Consider the following 18,842-nt stretch of genomic DNA (forward strand, 5'->3'; position numbering starts at 1 on the left):
GAATCGGAGAAGAATCAGGAGGCTTTGAAGGCTGAACAGATCAAGCGTTAACCAGATGAATAACGACTCAACTGGTTAACCATCTTGGCGACGGTGGCGCTCCATCCGGTCTGGTGGGAAGCACCCACACCACGGCCATTGTCTCCGTGAAAGTATTCGTTGAACTGGATCAGATCCATCCAGTGGGGATCCGTCTGGAACAACTCCACATCACCATTGAAGGCCCGCCGCCCGGATCCATCCCGCCTGAAGAGGCCCACCAAGCGCTTCTCGAGCTCAAGCGACACCTCCCAAAGATTGAGCCAGTTGCCGGAGCGCGTAGGGAACTCCACCTTGAAGTTGTCCCCGTAGTAATGGGCGTATTTCTGCAACGACTCAATCAGCAGGAAGTTGATCGGCATCCACACCGGCCCACGCCAATTGGAATTGCCCCCAAACATCGCCACAGGACTGTCCCCCGGGCTGTAGGCCAGGATCTGGCTATCGGAGCCCTCCGTGAACGAATAGGGATGGTCGCCGTACACCTTGGACAGGGAGCGGATCCCGTAGGGGGAGAGGAACTCCTCTTCGTCAAACAGACGCTCACAGATGCGTCGCAGGCGATCCTCCGGCACCAGGGTGTAGAGGATGCGGTCGTTATGCCACTGGCCGAGGTTGTGTTCCAACCAGGTGGGCGTGGTGTGCTCATGCACAAACCAGGCCATGCTTTTGAGCACATCGAGCACCGGTAGGCGACCGACGGTTTCACGGTCGAAACTCGCCACCGCCAGCAGGGGAACCAGACCCGAAAGGGTACGGGTCCGCAGGTAGTCGGTGCTGCCGTCCGGCCTCTTGATCACGTCGTAGTAGAAGCCATCGTCCTCATCCCAGTTCAGGAAGCCTCTTTCTGAACGCGTGTTGAGGGTGATGGCCAGTTGCGTGAAGTCGTAAACGAAGCGCTCGCAGGTGTCGGCATACTCAGGCTCCTCACGGCTCAGCTCCACCGAGATGTTGAGCAAATTGAGACTGAGGGACGCCATCCAGGCCGTGCCATCACACTGCTCAATGCGGCTGCCATCGGCCAGTGGAAAACGCCGATCAAACACGGCGATGTTGTCGAGACCCAGAAAGCCCCCCTCAAACACGTTGTCGCCGGAGCGATCGTTGCGGTTGGCCCACCAGCCGTATTCGAGCAACAGCTTGCGCAGGGCGGCCCGCAGGAAGGGCTGATCGGCCTGGCCGCTCTGCTTGCGATCGATCTGGTAAATCCGCATCGCCGCCCAGGCGCCGATCGGCGGATTGGGATCGGAGAGAGCCCACTCATAGGCGGGGGTTTGGGCGCTGGGGGCTGTGTAGTGGGGGCTGCGCAGCAACATCGCCTGCTGCTTCGCCATCTCTGGATCGAAGATGGCGAAGGCGACGGCGTGGAACATCAGATCCCACTGGCAGAAGTAGGGGTACTCCCAGGCATCCGGCATCGAGATCACATGGTGGGCGTGAAGTCGACTCCACAGAGCCGTATCGGTGTGCCAGCGGTTGGCCGGTGGCGTGGGCTGGGTGGGATCCCCCTCGAGCCAGCGCAGCACGCTCCAGCCGTAGTACTTCTTGCACCACAGCAACCCCGCCAGGGCGGAGCTGTGAATCAAGCGATCCTCGGGGTCTAGCCCCGGCAAGGTGTGCTCAAAGAACTGCACACACTCCGCCTCCCGCACCTGGAACAGCGCATCAAAAGCGGGCCCGAAAGGTGGTTCAGCATCGGCATTGGGCACGCGCCCATCCAACCGTTTCCGCAGGCGCAGTTCGACAACCCACTCCTCTGCCGGAGCGAGGGTGCGCTGCAACAAGCGGGCCGCCTTGGTGCCGCACTGGGCTGGATTGATCGCCTCCACCTCACCGCCGATCACATAACGGTGAAACCCATCCTTTTTAAAAGGGGTGGTATTGGGCTGGCCGTAGAGGCGCTGGTGGTTGGTCTCGTTGTCGGTGAACAACCAGGTGCCCCCATCCCGGCAGAGCAGCTCGTAGGCCCCCAAATTTGGAACGTCACCGGTAACCAGTGCGTCACCGTCCAGGCCCATCGGCTGGCGCTGCTCGTCGGGGTAGCCCCAGCCCCAGGTGTTGCGCAACCACAGGGTGGGCAACAGGGTGAGGGGGGCAGGATCAGGCCCGCGGTTGGTGACGCGAATGCGGATCAGCAGGTCGGTGGCTGAGGCCTTGGCGTATTCAATGACGACGTCGAAGTAGCGGCTGGCATCAAAGATGCCCGTATCCACCAGCTCGTATTCCGGCTCGCTGCGGCTGCGGCGGCCGTTTTCATCCACCAGCTGCTGGTAAGGGAATTCAGCCTGGGGATACTTGTACAGCCCCCGCATGAAGCTATGGGTGGGAGTGTTGGCGAGGTGGTAGTAGTAATCCTTGATATCTTCGCCATGGTTGCCCTCGGGGTTGCTCAGGCCAAAGGGTCGCTCCTTGAGGATCGGATCGACCCCATTCCAGAGGGCCAGGGAGAAACACAGCCGACACTGCTCATCGCAGATGCCCAGCAGTCCGTCTTCTCCCCAGCGATAGACCCGCGAGCGGGCCTGATCGTGGGGGAAGGAGCGCCAGGCATCGCCATCGGCGGAGTAGTCCTCCCGCACGGTGCCCCACTGGCGATCGGGCAGGTAACTGCCCCAAAGGGTCCAGGGCTGGAGGCCCTGGTCGCGCTCCAGGATGCGGGCGGCCTCGGGAATGGTGGTCACCGGGGGGGTTGACGTCATCGCAGGGATGCCTTGAGGCCATCGGCGATGCGCAGGGCATTGGCGATCACGGTGAGACCGAAGCCCATGGCCGGACAGGCCGGGAAGACACTGGCATCGGCGATGGTGAGGTTGGACACCTCGTGGCTGCGGCCCTGCAGATCCACCACCGAGGTGGCCGGGTTGTCGCCCATGCGGCAGCTGCCGCAGCTGTAGCCCATGGCCGATAGGGGCGCCTCGCCGCGGGGATGGGTGGGGGCTTCTTTCACCACATGGCAATCAGGATCGGCCTCCACCGCCTTGAGGGTGTCGATCCAGCGGTAGACGAGGCGGTCATGGGCCTCGCGGTTGTTGGCCTGATAGGTGATCTGAATGCGATCCCCACGCAGGCTGACGCGGTTGTGGGGATCGGGCAGCACCGGGCTCATCGCCCACCAGCTGATCGAGCGGGAAGCGAGCTGCTCGAGGCCGAAGTTGGGCAGCAGCTTGGTCACCAGCGAGAGCACGGGCGGCGACTCAGCAAACAGGGCATCCTGCAGAACGCCGCCGCCGTTCTGAATCGAACCCAGCGGGAAGGAAACGTTCTTGTCGCCCCAGAGATAGTCGTTGATGCCGTAACTGCGCCCATAGCGACCGCTATTGGGCTCGGTGGCGAGCTGCAGGATGGAGGTGAGCTGCAGCTTCATCAAGTTGCGGCCCACCTGGTCGGAGCCGTTGGCCAGGCCCCGGGGATGGCGATCGGTGGCCGAGCGCAACAGGATCGCGGCGCTGTTGATGGCCCCGGCCGCCAGCACCACCTGATGGCCCATGAACAACCAGCTCTGGCCATTCACCAGGGCCTCCACACCCCGCACCTCCGTGCCGGTGGGATTGACATGCAACCGCTGCACCTGGGCGCCGGTTCGTACCACCACCGCGGCAGAAGCGCGGGCGGGATCCACCCCAAACAGCTCCGCATCACCGGAGGGATCAGCCAGCGATTCCGACCAGCTCTGAGGCAGGGGATAGGGATTCACGCCCTGGCGGTCAAACGCCAAACGCAGCTCTTCGAAGAAGGGCTCAACGGGTTTGGGGGCGAGGGCGTAATTGCCGCTGGAGCGGGGCTCTGTGGGATCAACACCCCGCTGTCCATGCACGCGATACAGGCTTTCCGCCTGGTCGTACCAGGGCTCGAGGTCGCTATAGCTGAGCCCCCAGGCTGGCGCCTGGCCCTCCTGCAGCGCGAGGCCGGCCAATTCCTGCTCACGCAACCGCTCCAGCACGCCCCCCCAGATCTTGGTGTTGCCACCGAGCGCGTAGATGGTCTGGGGAGAGAACGGGTCCCCGTCGGTACCAAACCACTGCTCCTTGGGGTGATAGCGGTCCTTGCGGAAGAGGTCGACATCGGCCACGTTTTGGTCGGCCAAGGACATCTGCTGGCCACGCTCCAGCAACAGCACCGCGTGACCAGCATTGGCCAAGGACCTCGCCATGGTGGCGCCGGCTGCACCGCTGCCGATGATGATGACGTCGTAATGGCGGTCGTCGATGATCATGCGTAGGTGTTCAACAGGACGTGCAGCTCAAGTGCGCTGCCAGACGTAAATCAACACGAAGAGGATGATCCAGATCACATCCACGAAGTGCCAAAACAGGGATGTGGCCTGCACCCCTTGCTCTCCCCCCGCATAATTCTGGGGAATGAACGACTTCACCAGCATCAGGCCCATCAGGAACACGCCAGTGGCCACATGCAGGCCGTGAAAGCCTGTGAGCAAATAGAAGGTGCCCCCGAACGTGCCTGAAGTAAAGCCAAACTGCAGACCACTCCACTCAACGGCTTGGCCGTAAAGGAAATAGGCCCCCAGGGCCATGGTGACCAGCCAGAACGCCCGGAACCCCAGCAGGTTGCCCTTGGCCATGCAGCGCTCTGCCAGCCAGATGGTGCCGGAACTGGACACCAGCACCACGGTGTTGATCAGCGGCATACGCCACTCCAGACCCGCCACGCCCGCAGGCAACCAATTGAGAGCACTGGTTTTCAGAATGGCGAACCCACTGAAGAACGTCAGAAAAACGACGCTTTCAGAGCACAGAAAGATGATGAAGCCCGTGAGGTTGTGCTTGGGATGGGCGGTGTTGGAATCGGGTCTATTTGAATCAACGGTGGCGGTCATGTGCTGGCCTCCTGAAGGGTGAGCTCCCGTTCGATTTCGGCCTGATGGTCAACCAGGGGCTCACCAGTGCCATAGCCATAGGGACGACTAATCACGGTGGGCACGTGCTCACCAAAGTTGTCCTCCGGCGGAGGAGAGGGCAGCAACCACTCCAGGCCAATGGCATTCCAGGGGTTGTGGGTGGCCTTCGGTCCCCGCACCCAGGCGCTCACCATGTTGAGTAGGAAGGGAATGATCGACACCCCCAGCAGGAAAGCCCCCAGGCTGGCCAGCACATTCCAGAAGGCAAATTCCGGGTCGTAACTCGACACCCGACGGGGCATGCCCATTAGCCCCAGGGGATGCATCGGCAGGAAGTTGAGGTTGGCCCCAACAAAGGTGAGCAAAAAATGAAGTTTGCCAAGGCCCTCATAGGGCATGCGGCCGATGAACTTGGGAAACCAGTGGTAGATGGCAGCAAAGATGCCCATCACCGCCGCCCCATAGATCACGTAGTGGAAGTGGCCCACCACGAAATAGGTGTTCGACACATGAATATCCACTGGCACCGTGGCCAGCATGATGCCCGTGATGCCCGCAAACACAAAGTTGAACAGGCCGCCGAGGCAGAACAGCATCGGCGTCGTGAGCCGCAATTTACCGCGCCAGATGGTGCCCAGCCAGGCGAACACCTTCACGCCAGTAGGCACCGCAATCAACATGGTGGTGAACATGAACAGATTGCGCATCCACTGGGCAACGCCGCTGGGGAACATGTGGTGCACCCACACGATCAGCCCCAGGCCGACGATGATGAACGAGGCCAGGCAGACGTAGACGTAGCCGAAGAGGGGTTTGCGGGAATAGACGGGGAACAGCTCGGAGAAGATGCCGAACACCGGCAGGATGATCACGTAGACGGCCGGGTGGGAATAGAACCAGAAGAAGTGCTGATAGAGCACGGGGTCACCGCCCCCCTCCGGCTGATAGAAACTGGTGCCAAAGTTGAGGTCCATCAAGAGCATGATCGCCCCACCGGTGAGCGCCGGCAGACCGATCAACTGCAAACTTTGGGCTGCCAGGGCTGTCCAGCAAAACACCGGCATGCGAAAGAAGCCCATACCAGGGGCCCGCATCCGCAGAATCGTGGTGACGAAATTCACCGCCCCCATGATCGATGACACCCCCGATAGGGCCACGGCGGTGAGCCAAAGGCCCTGGCCATTGATGAAGTGCCCCAAGGGGTTCTGGATGCTGACCGGGGGGTAGGACCACCAGCCGGAATAGGCGGGCCCCCCTGGCACGAAGAAGCTGGCGATCAGCAGGGTTCCGAAAATGGGAACCAGCCAGAACGCCACCGCATTGAGGCGAGGGAAGGCCATGTCCGGGGCGCCGATCATGGTGGGGATCAACAGGTTGTTGAGCCCGTTCAACACCGGGAAGATGAACAGGAACAACATGATCGTTCCGTGCATCGTGTAGATGCCGTTGTACACCGTGCGGTCCACCAGATCGGAGGCTGGTGTGATCAACTCACCACGGATGATCATGGCCAGCAGGCCACCGATCAGAAAGAAGAAAAAGGCTGTGACGATGTACTGGATGCCAATCACCTTGGCATCGGTGTTGAAGCCGAAATAACGGCTCCAAGAGGCCTCTTCAGGGGGACTGGGCGGGAAGGTGGCGGAGGTCATCGGGCTCAGGCGTCGTGCGGCAAGGTGTTGGATCCGGGAACGTTCACCTGGGGCGGTGGAGCCGGCTTCACCGTGGCCCAGCCGGTTTTTTTGAGCTGCCGCCGGGCTACGAATTCCGTCGTGGCATCGCTGAGGCCGGACTGCAGGGGCTGGCCTGCTGCGTTCTGGAGCCAGGCCTGATAGGCCTCCGGGCTTTCCACCACCACATCGGCCTGGTTGGCCGCAAACCAGGTGCCGCTGAACTGGGAATCCCGCAGGCGATAACGACCTTCCCGGATGGGGGTGAGATTGAAATCAATGGCCCGGCCGGGGATCACATCCTGCTTGAGGCGGAAAGCCGGGATGTAGAAGCCATGAAGCACATCGTCGGACACCAGTCGGAACGTGACGGGCTGATCCACCGGCAGGTGGAGCTCGGTGGAGGAGACGTTGGCCTCGGGATAGCGAAACTCCCACGACCACTGCCGGGCAATCACCTCAACCTGCTCAGCCGGCAGCCGATCCCCCGGGTAGCCGCCCTGGTCTTCGATCGGATTGGCCAGATGGATGTGTTCCATCGGGCCCAGCACCCCCAGGCTGGTGTTCACGCGCATCGTGTAGACGGCAATGGCCATCACCAACACGAAAGGGATGGCCGTCCAGATCACTTCGAGGCGGGTGTTGCCCTCGATGGGCTCGGCATCGCTCTCGTCGTACTTCTCAGCGCGGTGCATCACGATCACCCACACCATCACGGACACCACCGCTCCGAAGACGAAGGTGCCAATCCCGGTTTCAAAGCTGAACAGCCCATCCACGAGCGGGGCTGCGGTGGATGCCTGCACCGGCAGCCAGCGGTAGGCCTGCTGCGCCATCCACCAACTCAAGGCCACCAGTAGGGCGATCCAGCCGATCAAGGCCACCAGGCCCAGGCGGCTGATGGCCGGCCGGGAGCCCACGGGAGGCTGGGGGCGCCCGGGAGCGTTGCTCATGGCAGGGCCTCCTTGAGATCGGCACCGGCAGCGAGTAGCTGGTCGGCGGTGACATGCACACCAAACTCACCCGCCAACTCCGCCCCGAGGGTGCCGTGCAGCCCGATCACCAGAAACAGTCCGAGGCCAACCAGCAGGTAGAGCCACTGCACCTGGCGTCCCATGTCGCGGCGCCAGACGAAGCGCTGGTAGCCGCGCCACACCGTCATCGCGACGATCACCAGCAGGATCACCACACCGCCCACGCCATGCCACAGCATCGTCTCCATGCTCTGCAGCCCGATGGTGCTGGTGACACCGGGCAGCGGCACCGCCAGCAGCATTTCGAAGAAGCCGGCCGCCACGGTGAAAAAAGTGGCAATGGCGCAGGCCAGCAGGTTGTACCAACCCACATCGTGGAAGCCGCCGCGGGTCACCGGCAGGGCCAGAAAGCGGAACACCCGCTTCTCCACTGGATAGAGAGCGCCAGCGATATCAAAGGCAATGGCGATCACGAACAAGCCGATCGTGAGATGCACCAGGTTGGGGTGAATCGGCAGGGCATAGGGCAAGCCATTGGAGCCGAGGTCAGCGGCCAACTGCTCAATGGGTGAGCCGGCCGGAATGAATTCCAGTGCGCTTTCCATCACACCAACCCCGCCCGCGTCGCCTGCACCACCGGCACAGTGTGAAGCCCATACACCCAGATCAGCTGATTGCCGAGGGTGACCTGCACCACGATCAGGGCCGTCAGCAGGCCTCCAGCACCGAGGAAGGCCAGCGGCAGCTGCTGGGGGTCCTTGCTGCGGATCACGTAGCGCCACCCCGACATCAGCGACAACACCCCAGCCAGCGACCAGCCGATCGTGCTGTGCAGGTTGAGCAGATCGCGCGAGGCTCCGTAGGGATTGGCCAGTCCCGCCTCGATCTGGCCAAACATAATCGCCACAAAAATTGCTGCGGTGGCAAATAGCAGGTTCCAGAAGCTGACCTCAAACAGCGCTGGCCGGCGGGTCAACACACCGATCAGATCAAACACAAACGTGATCAAGCCCATGGCGATCACAAAATGCACCACGATCGGATGGATGGTGTCCATCCAGGGAAGGTTGTGGTCGTTGAGCGGCGGCAGCAGCTCAAGCATGGGGCCCTAACCAACACGGTTGAACTCCACACTGCAGCGAACTCACCAACAGGCCAGCAAGCTGTGATGGTTTGCTACACGGCGGTTATGGTTTGCTGACAGCGACACTTAATCAAGCTGCAATTCCTGCCAAGCGGGCGATTTAGGGTGGCTGCTCTTCTGTGTTTTCTCCGGTGACGGTTCCCGCTTCCCCCACCCTGCACTGGGTGACCGCCGCCCTGCTGTTTGCCGCAGCCGGGCTGTCGATCGTGCTGCCCTTCGTCTCGGCCACCCTGCTCACCATTGCCGTGGGGGGGGTGTCGGTGGTCGCGGGGGTGTCCCAGCTGCTACGCTTCACCGGCGAGGGCGACACCAAGGGCAAAATCTTCCGCCTGCTCTCCGGCCTGCTCTACCTGGGCGGCGGCGTTTGGGTGCTCGCCTTCCCGATCGCCAGTGAAGTAAGCCTCACGTTGTTTGTGGGCTTCCTGCTCGCCTTTGAGGGGGTGATGGAACTGGCCGCCGCGGCCACCGGCCAGGGCCCTGCCCGCGCGCTGGTGCTGCTCGACGGCATCGTCACCGCCGTGCTCGGCGGCATGCTGATCGCCGAGTGGCCCTCCGACAGCATCTGGGCCATCGGCATGTTGTTCGGCATCGGCCTGGGGTTCTCCGCCATCAACCTGATCACGGCTCCAACTCAGCCGGCCAGCTGAGTTGCAGGTCGCCAACGGCCGCCGCATCGAGGCGCCTGGGGTCGGCGACCCCCAGGCTGCCCCCCTCGCGCAGCACCTCAACGCTGTTGGCTGAACCCATCGCCGCCGTGATCACAAGCCGGTGGCCCATCGCCTCCAGCTTGGCGGTGGTGTCGGGGCTGAGGCCCTGTTCCACGCTGATCTGGTCGGGCCAGAGCTGGGAGTGAATGCGGGGGCTGGCCACGGCTGAGGCCAGATTCAGCCCATGCACCATGCGGTTGAGCAGCACCTGCAACACCGTAGTGATGATGCGGCTGCCTCCAGGACTGCCGGTGGCCAGCCAGGGCCTGCCATCGGCACGAAACACCAGGGTGGGCGTCATCGAGCTCAGGGGCCGCTTGCCGGGGGCAATGGCATTGGCGGCTCCCTGCACCAGGCCATAGGCATTGGCCACACCGGGTTTTGTGGTGAAGTCGTCCATCTCGTTGTTGAGCAGGAAGCCGGCGCCAGGAACGCTGATGCCGCTGCCGTAGGCGAAGTTGAGCGTGGTGGTGAGGGCCACCAGGCCCCCCTGGCGATCAGCCACCGACAGATGGGTGGTGTTGGTGCCGCCGGAGCTGGGGCCCTCCGCAGCCAATTCGGCCGCAGGACGGTGGCGATCGCTGCGGATGCGGGCGCGCTGGCTGTTGGCATGGGCCGGGCTGAGCAGGCGCTCCAGCGGCATGGCCACCTGGTCGGGGTCGCCGAGCCAGTGGTTGCGGTCGCGGTAGGCGAGATTCATCGCCTCGACCATCCGGTGCAGGCTGGCGGCACTGTTGAGGCCCAGCTGAGCCAGGGGCATGGGCTCCAGCACCTGGAGCAGCTGCACCAGGGTGACCCCACCGCCACTGGGGGGCGGCATGGTGAGCACCGGATGGCTCTGGAACCGCACCTGCAAGGGGCGCACCAGCTGAGCCTGGTAGCCGTCGAGATCTGCATGGCGAATCAGCCCGCCCCGTTGGTGCATCAATGCCACCAGGGCCTCGGCGATGGGGCCCTGGTAGAAGCCGCGCTCACCCTGGGCCGCGAGGCGTTGCAGGCTGGTGGCGAGCAGAGGCTGGCGCCAGCGGTCGCTGGGGCGCAGCGGGCGCGCCAGGAACAGCGCGTTGGAGGTGGGGTCGGCGCGGAGCAACGGCGCAGCCTGCTGCAGGGAATCGGCTAGCTCCTTGCCCACCGGGAAGCCGCGGCTGGCCAGCCGGATGGCCGGCGCCAGCACCGCAGCCCGGGGCAGCCGGCCGTAACAACGGTGCGTCAGCAGCAGCCCGGCGGGGGTTCCCGGCACGGCCACGCTCAAGGGGCTGCGGGTGGCCCGCGCACGGTCCACCTCACCATCGGCGCCGAGAAACATCCCAGCCGTGGCGGCCAAAGGGGCGGTTTCGCGGAAGTTCACCGCCACGGCCGTGCCGCGGCCCAGGCGCAGCTCAGGGCTGGCCCCAGCCCGCGCGCCAGGGAGCGCCAGACAACCGCGCGCGGCCGCCGGCGACGGACCCGGCAGCCACAGCACCAGAAAGCCGCCGCCGCCCAGATTGCCGGCCTGGGGCAGGGTGACCGCCAGGGCGAAGGCCGTGGCCACCGCCGCATCCACCGCGTTGCCGCCACGGGCCAGAATTTCAGCCCCGGCCTGGGAGGCCCACTGCTCCTGGCTGGCCACCATGCCGCCCGGTGACCACTGGGGATGGAAGCGCTGGCTGCGCTCCTGCAGGATCTCGGCCTGGGCCGGGGAGGCCAGCACCGCCGTGATCGCCAGCGCCAGTATGCGAACGCTCATGGTTGCTCCGGCGCGCCGTAACCACCACCGCCCGGCGTCTCGATGCGCAAGGCCTCCCCCGGCTGCAGCGTCTGCTCAAAGCAGCCCTCCAGCTCCCGGCTGGAGCCATCGGCCCCGATCCAGCTGTTGCGGCCGCAGGCCCCCGCCGCGCCGCCGGCCAAACCCGCCGGCGGAACGCGGCGCGAGCCGGAAATCATGGAAACGTCCATCGGCGCAAGAAAGCGGAGCTGCCGCACCACCCCATCGCCACCGCAGAACCGGCCAGCCCCGCCGGAGCCGGCGCGGATCGCAAAGCGCTCAACCCGCACCGGAAAGCGACTTTCCAGGATTTCTGGATCGGTGAGCCGGGAATTGGTCATGTGGCTCTGCACGGCTGAAGCACCCGCATAGCCCACGCCTCCTGGATGCCGGCCGGCACCGGTGCCACCGCAGATCGTTTCGTGGTACTGAAGCTGGGCATTGCCGAAGCTCAGATTGTTCATCGTGCCCTGGGCCGCCGCCTGGATGCCCAGGGCGGCAAACAGGGCATTGGTCGCCGCCTGGGAGATCTCCACATTGCCGGCCACCACCGCCGCCGGGGGACGGGGATGCAGCAGGGATCCCTCTGGAACGATCAGCTCGATGGGCGCGAAGCAACCGGCATTGAGCGGGATCGACTCGCCCACCAAACAGCGAAGCACGTAGAGCACCACCGCCTTGGTGACAGCCAGGGGGGCATTGAGATTGCCGCTGTGCTGGGGCGAACTGCCGCTGAAGTCGACCCGGGCGCGCCCGGCCTGGGCATCGATGGACACGGCCACCTGGATGTGGGCGCCATGGTCGAGCTCCACCCGGGCCTGGCCGCTGCGGAGCCGCGCCATGGCCTGGCCCACTGCCGCGGCCCCATGGGCCTGCACATGGGCCATATAGGCCTGCACCTCCTGCAGGCCATGGCGATCGATCAGGCGCCCCAGCCCGTCTACCCCCAGGCGATTGGCGGCCACCTGGGCCTGGAGATCGGCGAGCAATTGGTCGGGGTTACGCACCGGATGACAACCGGCAGCGAGCCGTTGCCGCCACAACGACTCATCAAAGCTGCCATGGCTGAAGAACGGCACGTTGTCGAGCAGCAGCCCCTCATCAGCGATCGTGCGGCTGAAGGCGGGCATCGAACCGGGGGTGATGCCTCCGACATCGGCATGGTGGCCCCGCGAGGCCACAAAAAACGCGGGCACCTGGGCCCCAGGTAGCGATCCTGGCGCGAACACGGGTGTGATGGCCGTGATGTCCGGCAGATGGGTGCCGCCGTTGTAGGGGTTGTTGGAGAGCACCACATCCCCGGGCGCCAAGGGAGGGCGATCACCCCGCGCGATCGCTTTGAGCAGGCTGACTACGCTGTCTCCCATGGAGCCCAGATGCACCGGAATATGGGGGGCATTGGCCACCAGCAACCCGGCGGCGTCAAACAGAGCGCAGGAGAAGTCGAGACGCTCGCGGATGTTCACCGACCGGGCGCTCTGCTGCAGCCGGCCGCCCATCTGCTCGGCGATGGCCGAAAAGCGGTGGTTGTAGAGCTCCAGAACAGTGGGGTCGGCAGGCGCGGCGGGGCTCGAAACCGGATGTTCAACAGGTTGTGCAACAGAACTCGCAACGGAACCGCCAACAGAACTCTCAGCGGAAACCGGGTGTGCCAGCGACTGCCGCTCCAGCAGCAGCGCCCCGTCGGGCAGCACCAACGCCTGCCAGCCGGGCTCCAGCACGGTGGTGGTGGTTTGATCAACCACCAGGGCCGGGCCCTGGAGATGCATCTGGGGCCGCAAGTGGTCGCGCTGCCAGAGGGGCACCCTCTGCCAGCCGAGCTGCTCACCCAGCCAAAGGCGTGTGCTGGCGGCGGCCGGCGCGCCCTTCCCAGTCGCAGTCCCAGCCCCATCCCCCCCTGCTGCCCAACCGGACTCCGTCCCGTCAGCGGGTAGCTCCTGACCGGGCAGCTCCTGACCGGAGGAGGTGATGTCGACCAGCAACCGCTCCACAATCCAGTCATCGCCAACCGGGAAGTAGCCGTAGCGCTGCTGATGACTCGCGGCAAAGGCCTGCCGCAGCGCAGCCAACACGGCCACATCGGGGACCACATCGGCGGCAGCATCAGGGGCGGAATCCTGGGGCGACCAGGGCACCTCCAACCCCCGCTCACTGCCGGGCGCCCGCAGCTCCAGCCGCACCCGGATCTGAGGGGAGGCGTCACCCAGATCTCCCACCTGCCGCAAGTCCTCCACGCCCCGGCACACCAGGGCTGCGCAGTGCTGGCGCAACACGGGCAACGAGGCAGGCGCCAGCGGCAGCCTTGGCGAGCACTCCAGCAACAGCGACTGCTCGGCCATGCCGAGCCCATAGGCGGACAACACACCCGCCAGGGGATGGAGCAGCACCCGCGATAGGCCCAGCACCTCGGCCAGACGGCAGGCGTGCTGCCCGCCGGCGCCGCCGTAGCTCACCAGCAACGCCTCGCGCAGGTCGTGGCCGCGCTGGATCGACATGCGGCGCAGGGCCCCGGCCATCGTCTCGATGGCGATCTGCAGCACCCCCTCGGCCACCCGCTCGGGTGTGATGCCTGGCGCCACCGCCGCCATCACGGCCGCCAGCTCGGCAAAGGCCTGCTCCACGGCCTGCCCATCGGCGGTTTGGTCGGCGCTGGGACCGAACAGCGCCGGCAGGGCTGCGATGGGCAGCCGGCCCAGCAGCAGGTTGGCATCGGTGATCGTGGGCGGGCCGCCGCGGCGGTAGGCCGCTGGCCCCGGATCGGCACCAGCCGACTCCGGCCCCACCCGCAGCCGCAGGCCATCGAAACGCAGGATCGAGCCACCACCGGCGGCCACGGTGTGGATGGGCAGCATCGGCGCCTGCAGCTGCAGGCCAACGATCTCGGTGGCGGGGCTGCGCTCCCAGGCGAGATCGCCTCGCCGGTCATCGAAATGGAAGACATCGGTGGAGGTGCCACCCATGTCGAAGCCGACGATCGGCTGGGGCCGCAAGCCGGCAGCCTCCAGGGCCCGACGGCCCACCGCCACGGCCCCCACCATGCCCCCGGCAGGCCCCGAGAGGATCGTGTCCTTGGCGAGCAGCACCTCCGGAGCTGCCAGGGCACCACTGGAGCGCATCACCCGCAGCCGGGTATCCGGCCCGAGGGCCTGCCCCACTTGGCCCAGATAGTGCCGCAGCACCGGTGCCACCGCGGCCTCCACCACGGCGGTCTGGCCGCGGGGCACGAGCCGGGGCTGGCCGCTGAGCTGGTGGGAGAGCACCACGGCCTCAAAGCCCAGGGGCTGCAGCCAGGCACCCAGCTGCAGCTCCTGGCAGGGATTGCGGGTGCTGTGCAGCAGGGCCACGGCGCAGCTGGTGTAGCCGTCGGCCTGGGCGGCCCGCAACTGCTGGCGCAACCCCTCGGGCAGCGATAGGGGCTCGAGCTCTGCACCATCGGCCGCCAGCCGCCCATCCACCTCCAGCACCCGCAGGCGCAAAGGCTGGGGCCGCTCGATCGCCAGGGCAAAGATGTCCGGGCGGTGCTGGTCGCCAATGGTGAGCAGATCGGCAAAGCCCCGGTTGATCAGCAGCACCACCCCGGCCCCGCGCCGCTCCAGCAAGGCATTGGTGGCCACGGTGGTGCCGAGCCGCACCTCCTGCACCAACCCCGCTGGCAGCGCGCCGCCGGAGGGCAGGCCCAGCACCGCCCCGATGGCACGCACGGCCGGATCGCCCGGGCAATCAGGCTGCACCGACAGCACCTTGCGCACCACCAGCTCACCGGCAGGACTCCGCCCCACCACATCGGTGAAGGTGCCGCCGCGATCAATCCAGAACCGCCAGCCCGCCACTCAGCGGTAGTTCTCGAACTGCAGCGGCACCTCCACGTCCTGGGCCTTGAGCAGGCTGATGGCCTGTTGCAGGTCGTCCTTGTTCTTGCCGGTGATCCGCAGGCTGTCGCCCTGGATCGAGACGGTCACCTTCTTGAGCTCATCACGGACGGTTTTGCTCAGGCTCTTGGCCAGCTCCTGGCTGAGGCCCTTACGCAGCTTCACCACCTGCTTCACCCGGTTGCCGCCGACGGGCTCGGGGGTCTGGAAGTCAAAGATCTTCAGTGAGAGATTGCGCTTGGTGGCCTTCTGGCGCAGCACATCCTCCACGGCCTGGAGGGTCATGTCACTGGCGGTGGTGATGGTGAGGCTGGTCTCCTCCACCTCGATCTCGGTGTTGGAGTCCTTGAGGTCGTAGCGGGTGCCCACGTCGCGGCGCACCTGGTCGATCGTGTTGACGAGCTCCTGGCGATCGAAATCGCTCACCACATCAAAGGAATAGGTGTCGGCCATGGGGCTGGTCGGTCGGGCGGAAACGTGCGCGAATCGTAGGTGCGGCCTGCCAACCTGGATCCATCGTCCACGCTGCCTGCCGCCATGAGTGCCTCCCTCGCCCCCTTTGCCTGGTCGCTGCTGCTGGCCGCCGGTGTGGTGGTGTTCAGCACCGTGCCCCTCGGGGCCGCCCGCTCCCAGGCGAATTTCCAGATGGCCGACCTGGCCGCCCCGAGGGCGATGTTTGAGCGGCTGCCGGCCTGGGGGAAGCGCGCCGCCTGGGCGCACCAAAACTGCTTTGAGGCCTTCACCCTGCATGCTCCAGCAGCCCTGCTGTGCTTGCTGGCCGGCGTCAGCAGCCCGGTGGCCCTGATCGCCGCCTGGCTGCACCCCGCCCTGCGCCTGGCCTACATCGGCGTCTACGTGGGCAACGTGCCTGCGGTGCGCGGCCTGTGCTGGGCTGGCGGTCTGGTGTGCTCCGGGGTGCTCTACGTGGAAGGGCTGAGGGCAGTGCTGGGCGCCTAGCAACCAGGCCTCAGTCGAAGAACATCACGCTGACCACCTTGCCCATGTCCTCGGCCACGCGGCAGCTGGCCAGCAGGGTTTCGCTGTCGTGGAAGGCGTAGCAGATCAACTGGTCGCAGCGGCTGATGATGTCCTGGTTGCAGAGGCTGCTGGCCATTGGCAGGGGCAGATCGTCGTGCTCGGGCTTCTCCACCAGATGCAGCACCCGCTCGAGCTGGTCGCGCGATTCACCCGGCTGACGATCGAGGCTCTGGGGCAGCAACACGGTGAGCCGGGCCGGATCGATCTCCAGCACGCTGCGGATCACGGCCGCATTGACCCCCTGGGCGCCGGAGGTGATCAGATTGTGGCCTTCCTGGGCCAAGGAGCGGGCCACCAGTTCCACCAGGTGGATGGACACGACTGGAACGTGGCGACTGCCCAAAATGGCAATGCGCCGTTTGCTCCTGTCCTGGAGCATCGCCAGTTCCTGGGCAAGGGTGTCGATCCGATCGAGCGACGGAAGATCAAGGGACCGGGTCACCAGTAGCCCGCAGCCTGCGCTTTGAAACTAGCAGCGTTATTTCGCCATCGCGGGCAACTGCAATCGCCTGAACAGCGGTTCGAAATTGCAATGCTCCTCCACCAGCCGGAAGGCGAAGCTGGCCTTGACCGCTTCATGCAGGCGCACGTGACCAAAGGCCTGCTCAATCACCTCAACGGTGGTGAGGGTGTCGTGCTCGACCTTGAGCAGGGGCACGTCCAGTTCCTCGGCCCGGTTGAGCAGCTGGGGCAGGGGTTCACCGGCCCCGGTAAGGATCAGGCACTGGGTGGAGGCCTCCAGAGCCGCCAGCTGGATGTCAGTGCGATCAGCCCCGGTCACCACGGCCATGTTGCGGCGACGGCGGAAAAACTCCATCGCCGAGTTCACGTTCATGGCACCGATCGACAGGGTTTCCACCAACAGATCGAGCCGTTCCGGACAACAGAGCACCTGGGCCCCGAGCCGCAGGGCCAGCTCCTCCACCGTGACGCTGCGCAGCAGTGGGCTCTGGGGCATCACCCCCAGCACGGGCAAGCCGAGCTGGGCAAGGGCCGGTATCAGCTCGGTCCGCAGCTGGGGCACCAGCTCCGGTTTGACGGCGTTAAGCACCACCCCCGCCAGGCGCTCACCGAGCTGGGCCTGGGCAGCCAGCAACGGATCGATGCTGCGGCTGTCCAACCATGGATGCACCAGCACCACGGTGGCCTCGAGGCCCTCGGCCAGCTGGGGCAAGCTGAGGCCATAGAGCAGGCCCTCATGGAGGCTGCCGGCAGCTTCCAGCAGGGTCAAACCATCGGGGGTCTCGGCCAGCTGCTGGCGCAAGAGGGCGAAGCCTGGGCCGGGCTCCAGATCGCCCTGCACCAAGCGCTGCTGGGCCGTCGCCCCATCCAGCACATGCAAGGAGGGGATCAGATGGGCTTCCGGTAGCCCCAGGGTGGCGCCGATGAAGCGCACATCCGCATCCAACAGGGGCGACTGGCCCGATTCGGTGGACGCCTCATCAAGACTGGTGGCGAGGGGTTTGCCAAACCGCACAGGAATGCCCTGACGGCTGAGTTGGCGAGCCAGGCCCAACACCACGGCGGATTTGCCGCTGAAGGCTTCGCAGGACCCGATCAGCAAGGTGGGGGCCATCGGTCAACCTCGCTGGGGCATGTCTTGACCGTGAAATTTAGGCGGCGCTGCCCACCGGTTCGGTGGCGATGGGAGGCTGCCCCAGCAGCAACCAATGCCAGAAGCTCGACGGCAGCTCATCCCCTTGCCGCTCCATCAACCACTGCACCAGCTGGTGGCAGGGCAGATCAAAGGCGTAGGCCACCTGCGGCAGGGCAGGGAAGGTGAGGTCGCAGTGGAGCACTTCAAGGGGCGCCGTTTCGCCACTCCAACGCAGCTGCAGGGCGTGGCTGCGGCCGCCCTGCAGCAACCGCCGGCCGGCCCACTCGCCCACCAGCAGGCTGGCCAGCGCCTCCTCCAACAACGCCTGATGCACCAAGCCCCCGCAGTAGGGAGCAAACAGAGGCACCAGGGGCGCAACGGCTTCAGGGGGAGTGCCAGGAGCCATCCAGGCGGCCAGTCCGTCGGCGGAATTCCACCATGGTGATACCTCAGCCGCCGTTTGCACCAGGCCCATGTCCAGTTCTTATGCGTGCACCGTGGCCGTGACCGGCGCCAGCGGCAGCCTCGGACAGGCGTTGCTGCGCCGGTGGTCGCGCCAGGGCGCGCAGCTGGTGGCCCTCACCAGCAGCACCCGGCCCCTCGACCTGCGCGATGACGCCGGCGAAACCATCGCGCTCGAGCAGGTGTCATGGCAGATCGGCGAAGAGCAGGCCCTGCGACCGCTGCTGGAGCGGGTCGATGTGCTGGTGCTCAACCACGGTGTCAACCAGCAACAGGCCCGCAGCCGCGAAACCACAGAGCTGGCCCTGGAGGTCAACGCCCTCAGCAGCTGGCGGCTGCTGGAGCTGTTTGCCGAGGTGGTGCAGCAGCGGCCCAGCAACGGCCGCCCCCGGGCGGAGGTGTGGATCAACACCTCCGAAGCGGAGATCCAACCAGCCTTCAGCCCGCTCTACGAGCTGAGCAAACGGCTGCTGGGCACACTTGTGAGCCTGCGGGCCCTGGATCTGGCCGGAGCCGAAGGGCCCCTGCGGATCCGCCGGCTGGTGCTGGGACCATTCCGCTCCGCCCTCAACCCGATCGGGGTGATGGGGGCTGATTTCGTGGCCTCCCAGGTGCTGGCCCAGGCCCGCCTGGGCTTCAACCTGATCATCGTCACCCCCAACCCCCTCACCTACGTGCTGATGCCGCTCACCAGCCTGGGCCGCTGGGCCTACTTCAAGGCATTAACGCGCCCCAGCCGCTGA

The 18,842-nt window shown here is 65.5% G+C and carries 16 protein-coding genes; 3 read left to right on the forward strand and 13 right to left on the reverse strand.

What is annotated here, in order from left to right:
* Window positions 1-47: 47 nt before the first annotated feature.
* From KBY65_RS01930 to KBY65_RS01960, 7 genes are read right to left on the reverse strand one after another with little or no spacing between them, the layout of a single operon-like run.
* Complete coding sequence (locus KBY65_RS01930; RefSeq protein WP_143592891.1) at window positions 48-2,738, reverse strand: MGH1-like glycoside hydrolase domain-containing protein; 2,691 nt, start codon at window positions 2,736-2,738, stop codon at window positions 48-50.
* Complete coding sequence (locus tag KBY65_RS01935; protein WP_254987725.1) at window positions 2,735-4,252, reverse strand: GMC oxidoreductase; 1,518 nt, start codon at window positions 4,250-4,252, stop codon at window positions 2,735-2,737. The genes KBY65_RS01930 and KBY65_RS01935 overlap by 4 nt, the downstream gene beginning before the upstream one ends.
* Window positions 4,253-4,279: 27 nt before the next feature.
* Window positions 4,280-4,873 (reverse strand): heme-copper oxidase subunit III, encoded by a 594-nt coding sequence (locus KBY65_RS01940; protein ID WP_094561009.1) that lies wholly within the window; start codon window positions 4,871-4,873, stop codon window positions 4,280-4,282.
* Window positions 4,870-6,546: a cbb3-type cytochrome c oxidase subunit I gene (locus KBY65_RS01945; RefSeq protein ID WP_255000340.1), complete on the reverse strand. Its 1,677-nt coding sequence runs from the start codon at window positions 6,544-6,546 to the stop codon at window positions 4,870-4,872. The genes KBY65_RS01940 and KBY65_RS01945 overlap by 4 nt, the downstream gene beginning before the upstream one ends.
* A gap of 5 nt (window positions 6,547-6,551) precedes the next feature.
* The gene (locus KBY65_RS01950) at window positions 6,552-7,517 is read right to left on the reverse strand and encodes a cytochrome c oxidase subunit II (protein WP_255000341.1); all 966 of its coding nucleotides are present in this window, start codon (window positions 7,515-7,517) and stop codon (window positions 6,552-6,554) included.
* Window positions 7,514-8,143 carry a DUF2231 domain-containing protein gene (locus KBY65_RS01955; protein WP_254987729.1) on the reverse strand — a complete coding sequence of 210 codons (630 nt, stop codon included), beginning with the start codon at window positions 8,141-8,143 and terminating at the stop codon, window positions 7,514-7,516. The genes KBY65_RS01950 and KBY65_RS01955 overlap by 4 nt, the downstream gene beginning before the upstream one ends.
* The gene (locus tag KBY65_RS01960; protein ID WP_255000342.1) at window positions 8,143-8,640 is read right to left on the reverse strand and encodes a DUF2231 domain-containing protein; all 498 of its coding nucleotides are present in this window, start codon (window positions 8,638-8,640) and stop codon (window positions 8,143-8,145) included. Before KBY65_RS01960 ends, KBY65_RS01955 begins: the two co-directional genes overlap by 1 nt.
* A gap of 173 nt (window positions 8,641-8,813) precedes the next feature.
* Here KBY65_RS01960 and KBY65_RS01965 point away from each other — a divergent pair, with 173 nt between their 5' ends.
* On the forward strand, window positions 8,814-9,329 hold the full coding sequence (locus tag KBY65_RS01965; RefSeq protein WP_255000343.1) for a DUF308 domain-containing protein: 516 nt from the start codon (window positions 8,814-8,816) through the stop codon (window positions 9,327-9,329).
* On the opposite strand, the gene ggt is transcribed toward KBY65_RS01965, so the two are convergent.
* Genes ggt through KBY65_RS01980 form a run of 3 tightly spaced genes read right to left on the reverse strand, consistent with a single transcriptional unit; the run spans window position 9,301 to window position 15,455 of the window.
* On the reverse strand, window positions 9,301-11,115 hold the full coding sequence (gene ggt / locus KBY65_RS01970) for a gamma-glutamyltransferase (protein ID WP_255000344.1): 1,815 nt from the start codon (window positions 11,113-11,115) through the stop codon (window positions 9,301-9,303). The two genes, KBY65_RS01965 and ggt, sit on opposite strands and share 29 nt — an antisense overlap.
* Window positions 11,112-14,963 (reverse strand): hydantoinase B/oxoprolinase family protein, encoded by a 3,852-nt coding sequence (locus KBY65_RS01975; protein ID WP_255000345.1) that lies wholly within the window; start codon window positions 14,961-14,963, stop codon window positions 11,112-11,114. Before KBY65_RS01975 ends, ggt begins: the two co-directional genes overlap by 4 nt.
* On the reverse strand, window positions 14,964-15,455 hold the full coding sequence (locus KBY65_RS01980; RefSeq protein ID WP_094560996.1) for a YajQ family cyclic di-GMP-binding protein: 492 nt from the start codon (window positions 15,453-15,455) through the stop codon (window positions 14,964-14,966).
* 84 nt (window positions 15,456-15,539) lie between these two features.
* Between KBY65_RS01980 and KBY65_RS01985 the strand changes: the two genes are divergently transcribed.
* Window positions 15,540-15,959 (forward strand): MAPEG family protein, encoded by a 420-nt coding sequence (locus tag KBY65_RS01985; protein WP_094560994.1) that lies wholly within the window; start codon window positions 15,540-15,542, stop codon window positions 15,957-15,959.
* Between the two features lie 10 nt (window positions 15,960-15,969).
* Here KBY65_RS01985 and KBY65_RS01990 read toward each other — a convergent pair whose 3' ends face one another.
* The 3 genes from KBY65_RS01990 to ebsA are packed head-to-tail and all read right to left on the reverse strand — an operon-like array spanning window position 15,970 to window position 18,043.
* Window positions 15,970-16,482, reverse strand: a complete 513-nt coding sequence (locus tag KBY65_RS01990; protein WP_094560992.1) for a DNA recombination-mediator protein A — start codon at window positions 16,480-16,482, stop codon at window positions 15,970-15,972.
* A gap of 36 nt (window positions 16,483-16,518) precedes the next feature.
* Window positions 16,519-17,616, reverse strand: a complete 1,098-nt coding sequence (locus tag KBY65_RS01995; RefSeq protein WP_094560990.1) for a phosphotransacetylase family protein — start codon at window positions 17,614-17,616, stop codon at window positions 16,519-16,521.
* A gap of 37 nt (window positions 17,617-17,653) precedes the next feature.
* Entirely contained in the window at window positions 17,654-18,043 is a 390-nt protein-coding gene (ebsA, locus tag KBY65_RS02000; protein ID WP_255000346.1) for a type IV pilus biogenesis protein EbsA, read from the reverse strand.
* Window positions 18,044-18,110: 67 nt separating this feature from the next.
* Here ebsA and KBY65_RS02005 point away from each other — a divergent pair, with 67 nt between their 5' ends.
* A complete protein-coding gene (locus KBY65_RS02005) occupies window positions 18,111-18,842 on the forward strand; it encodes an NAD-dependent epimerase/dehydratase family protein (RefSeq protein WP_094560988.1) in 732 nt (243 codons plus the stop codon).

The organism is Cyanobium sp. Alchichica 3B3-8F6, from assembly GCF_024346435.1.
Taxonomy (GTDB): Bacteria; Cyanobacteriota; Cyanobacteriia; order PCC-6307; family Cyanobiaceae; genus Cyanobium_A.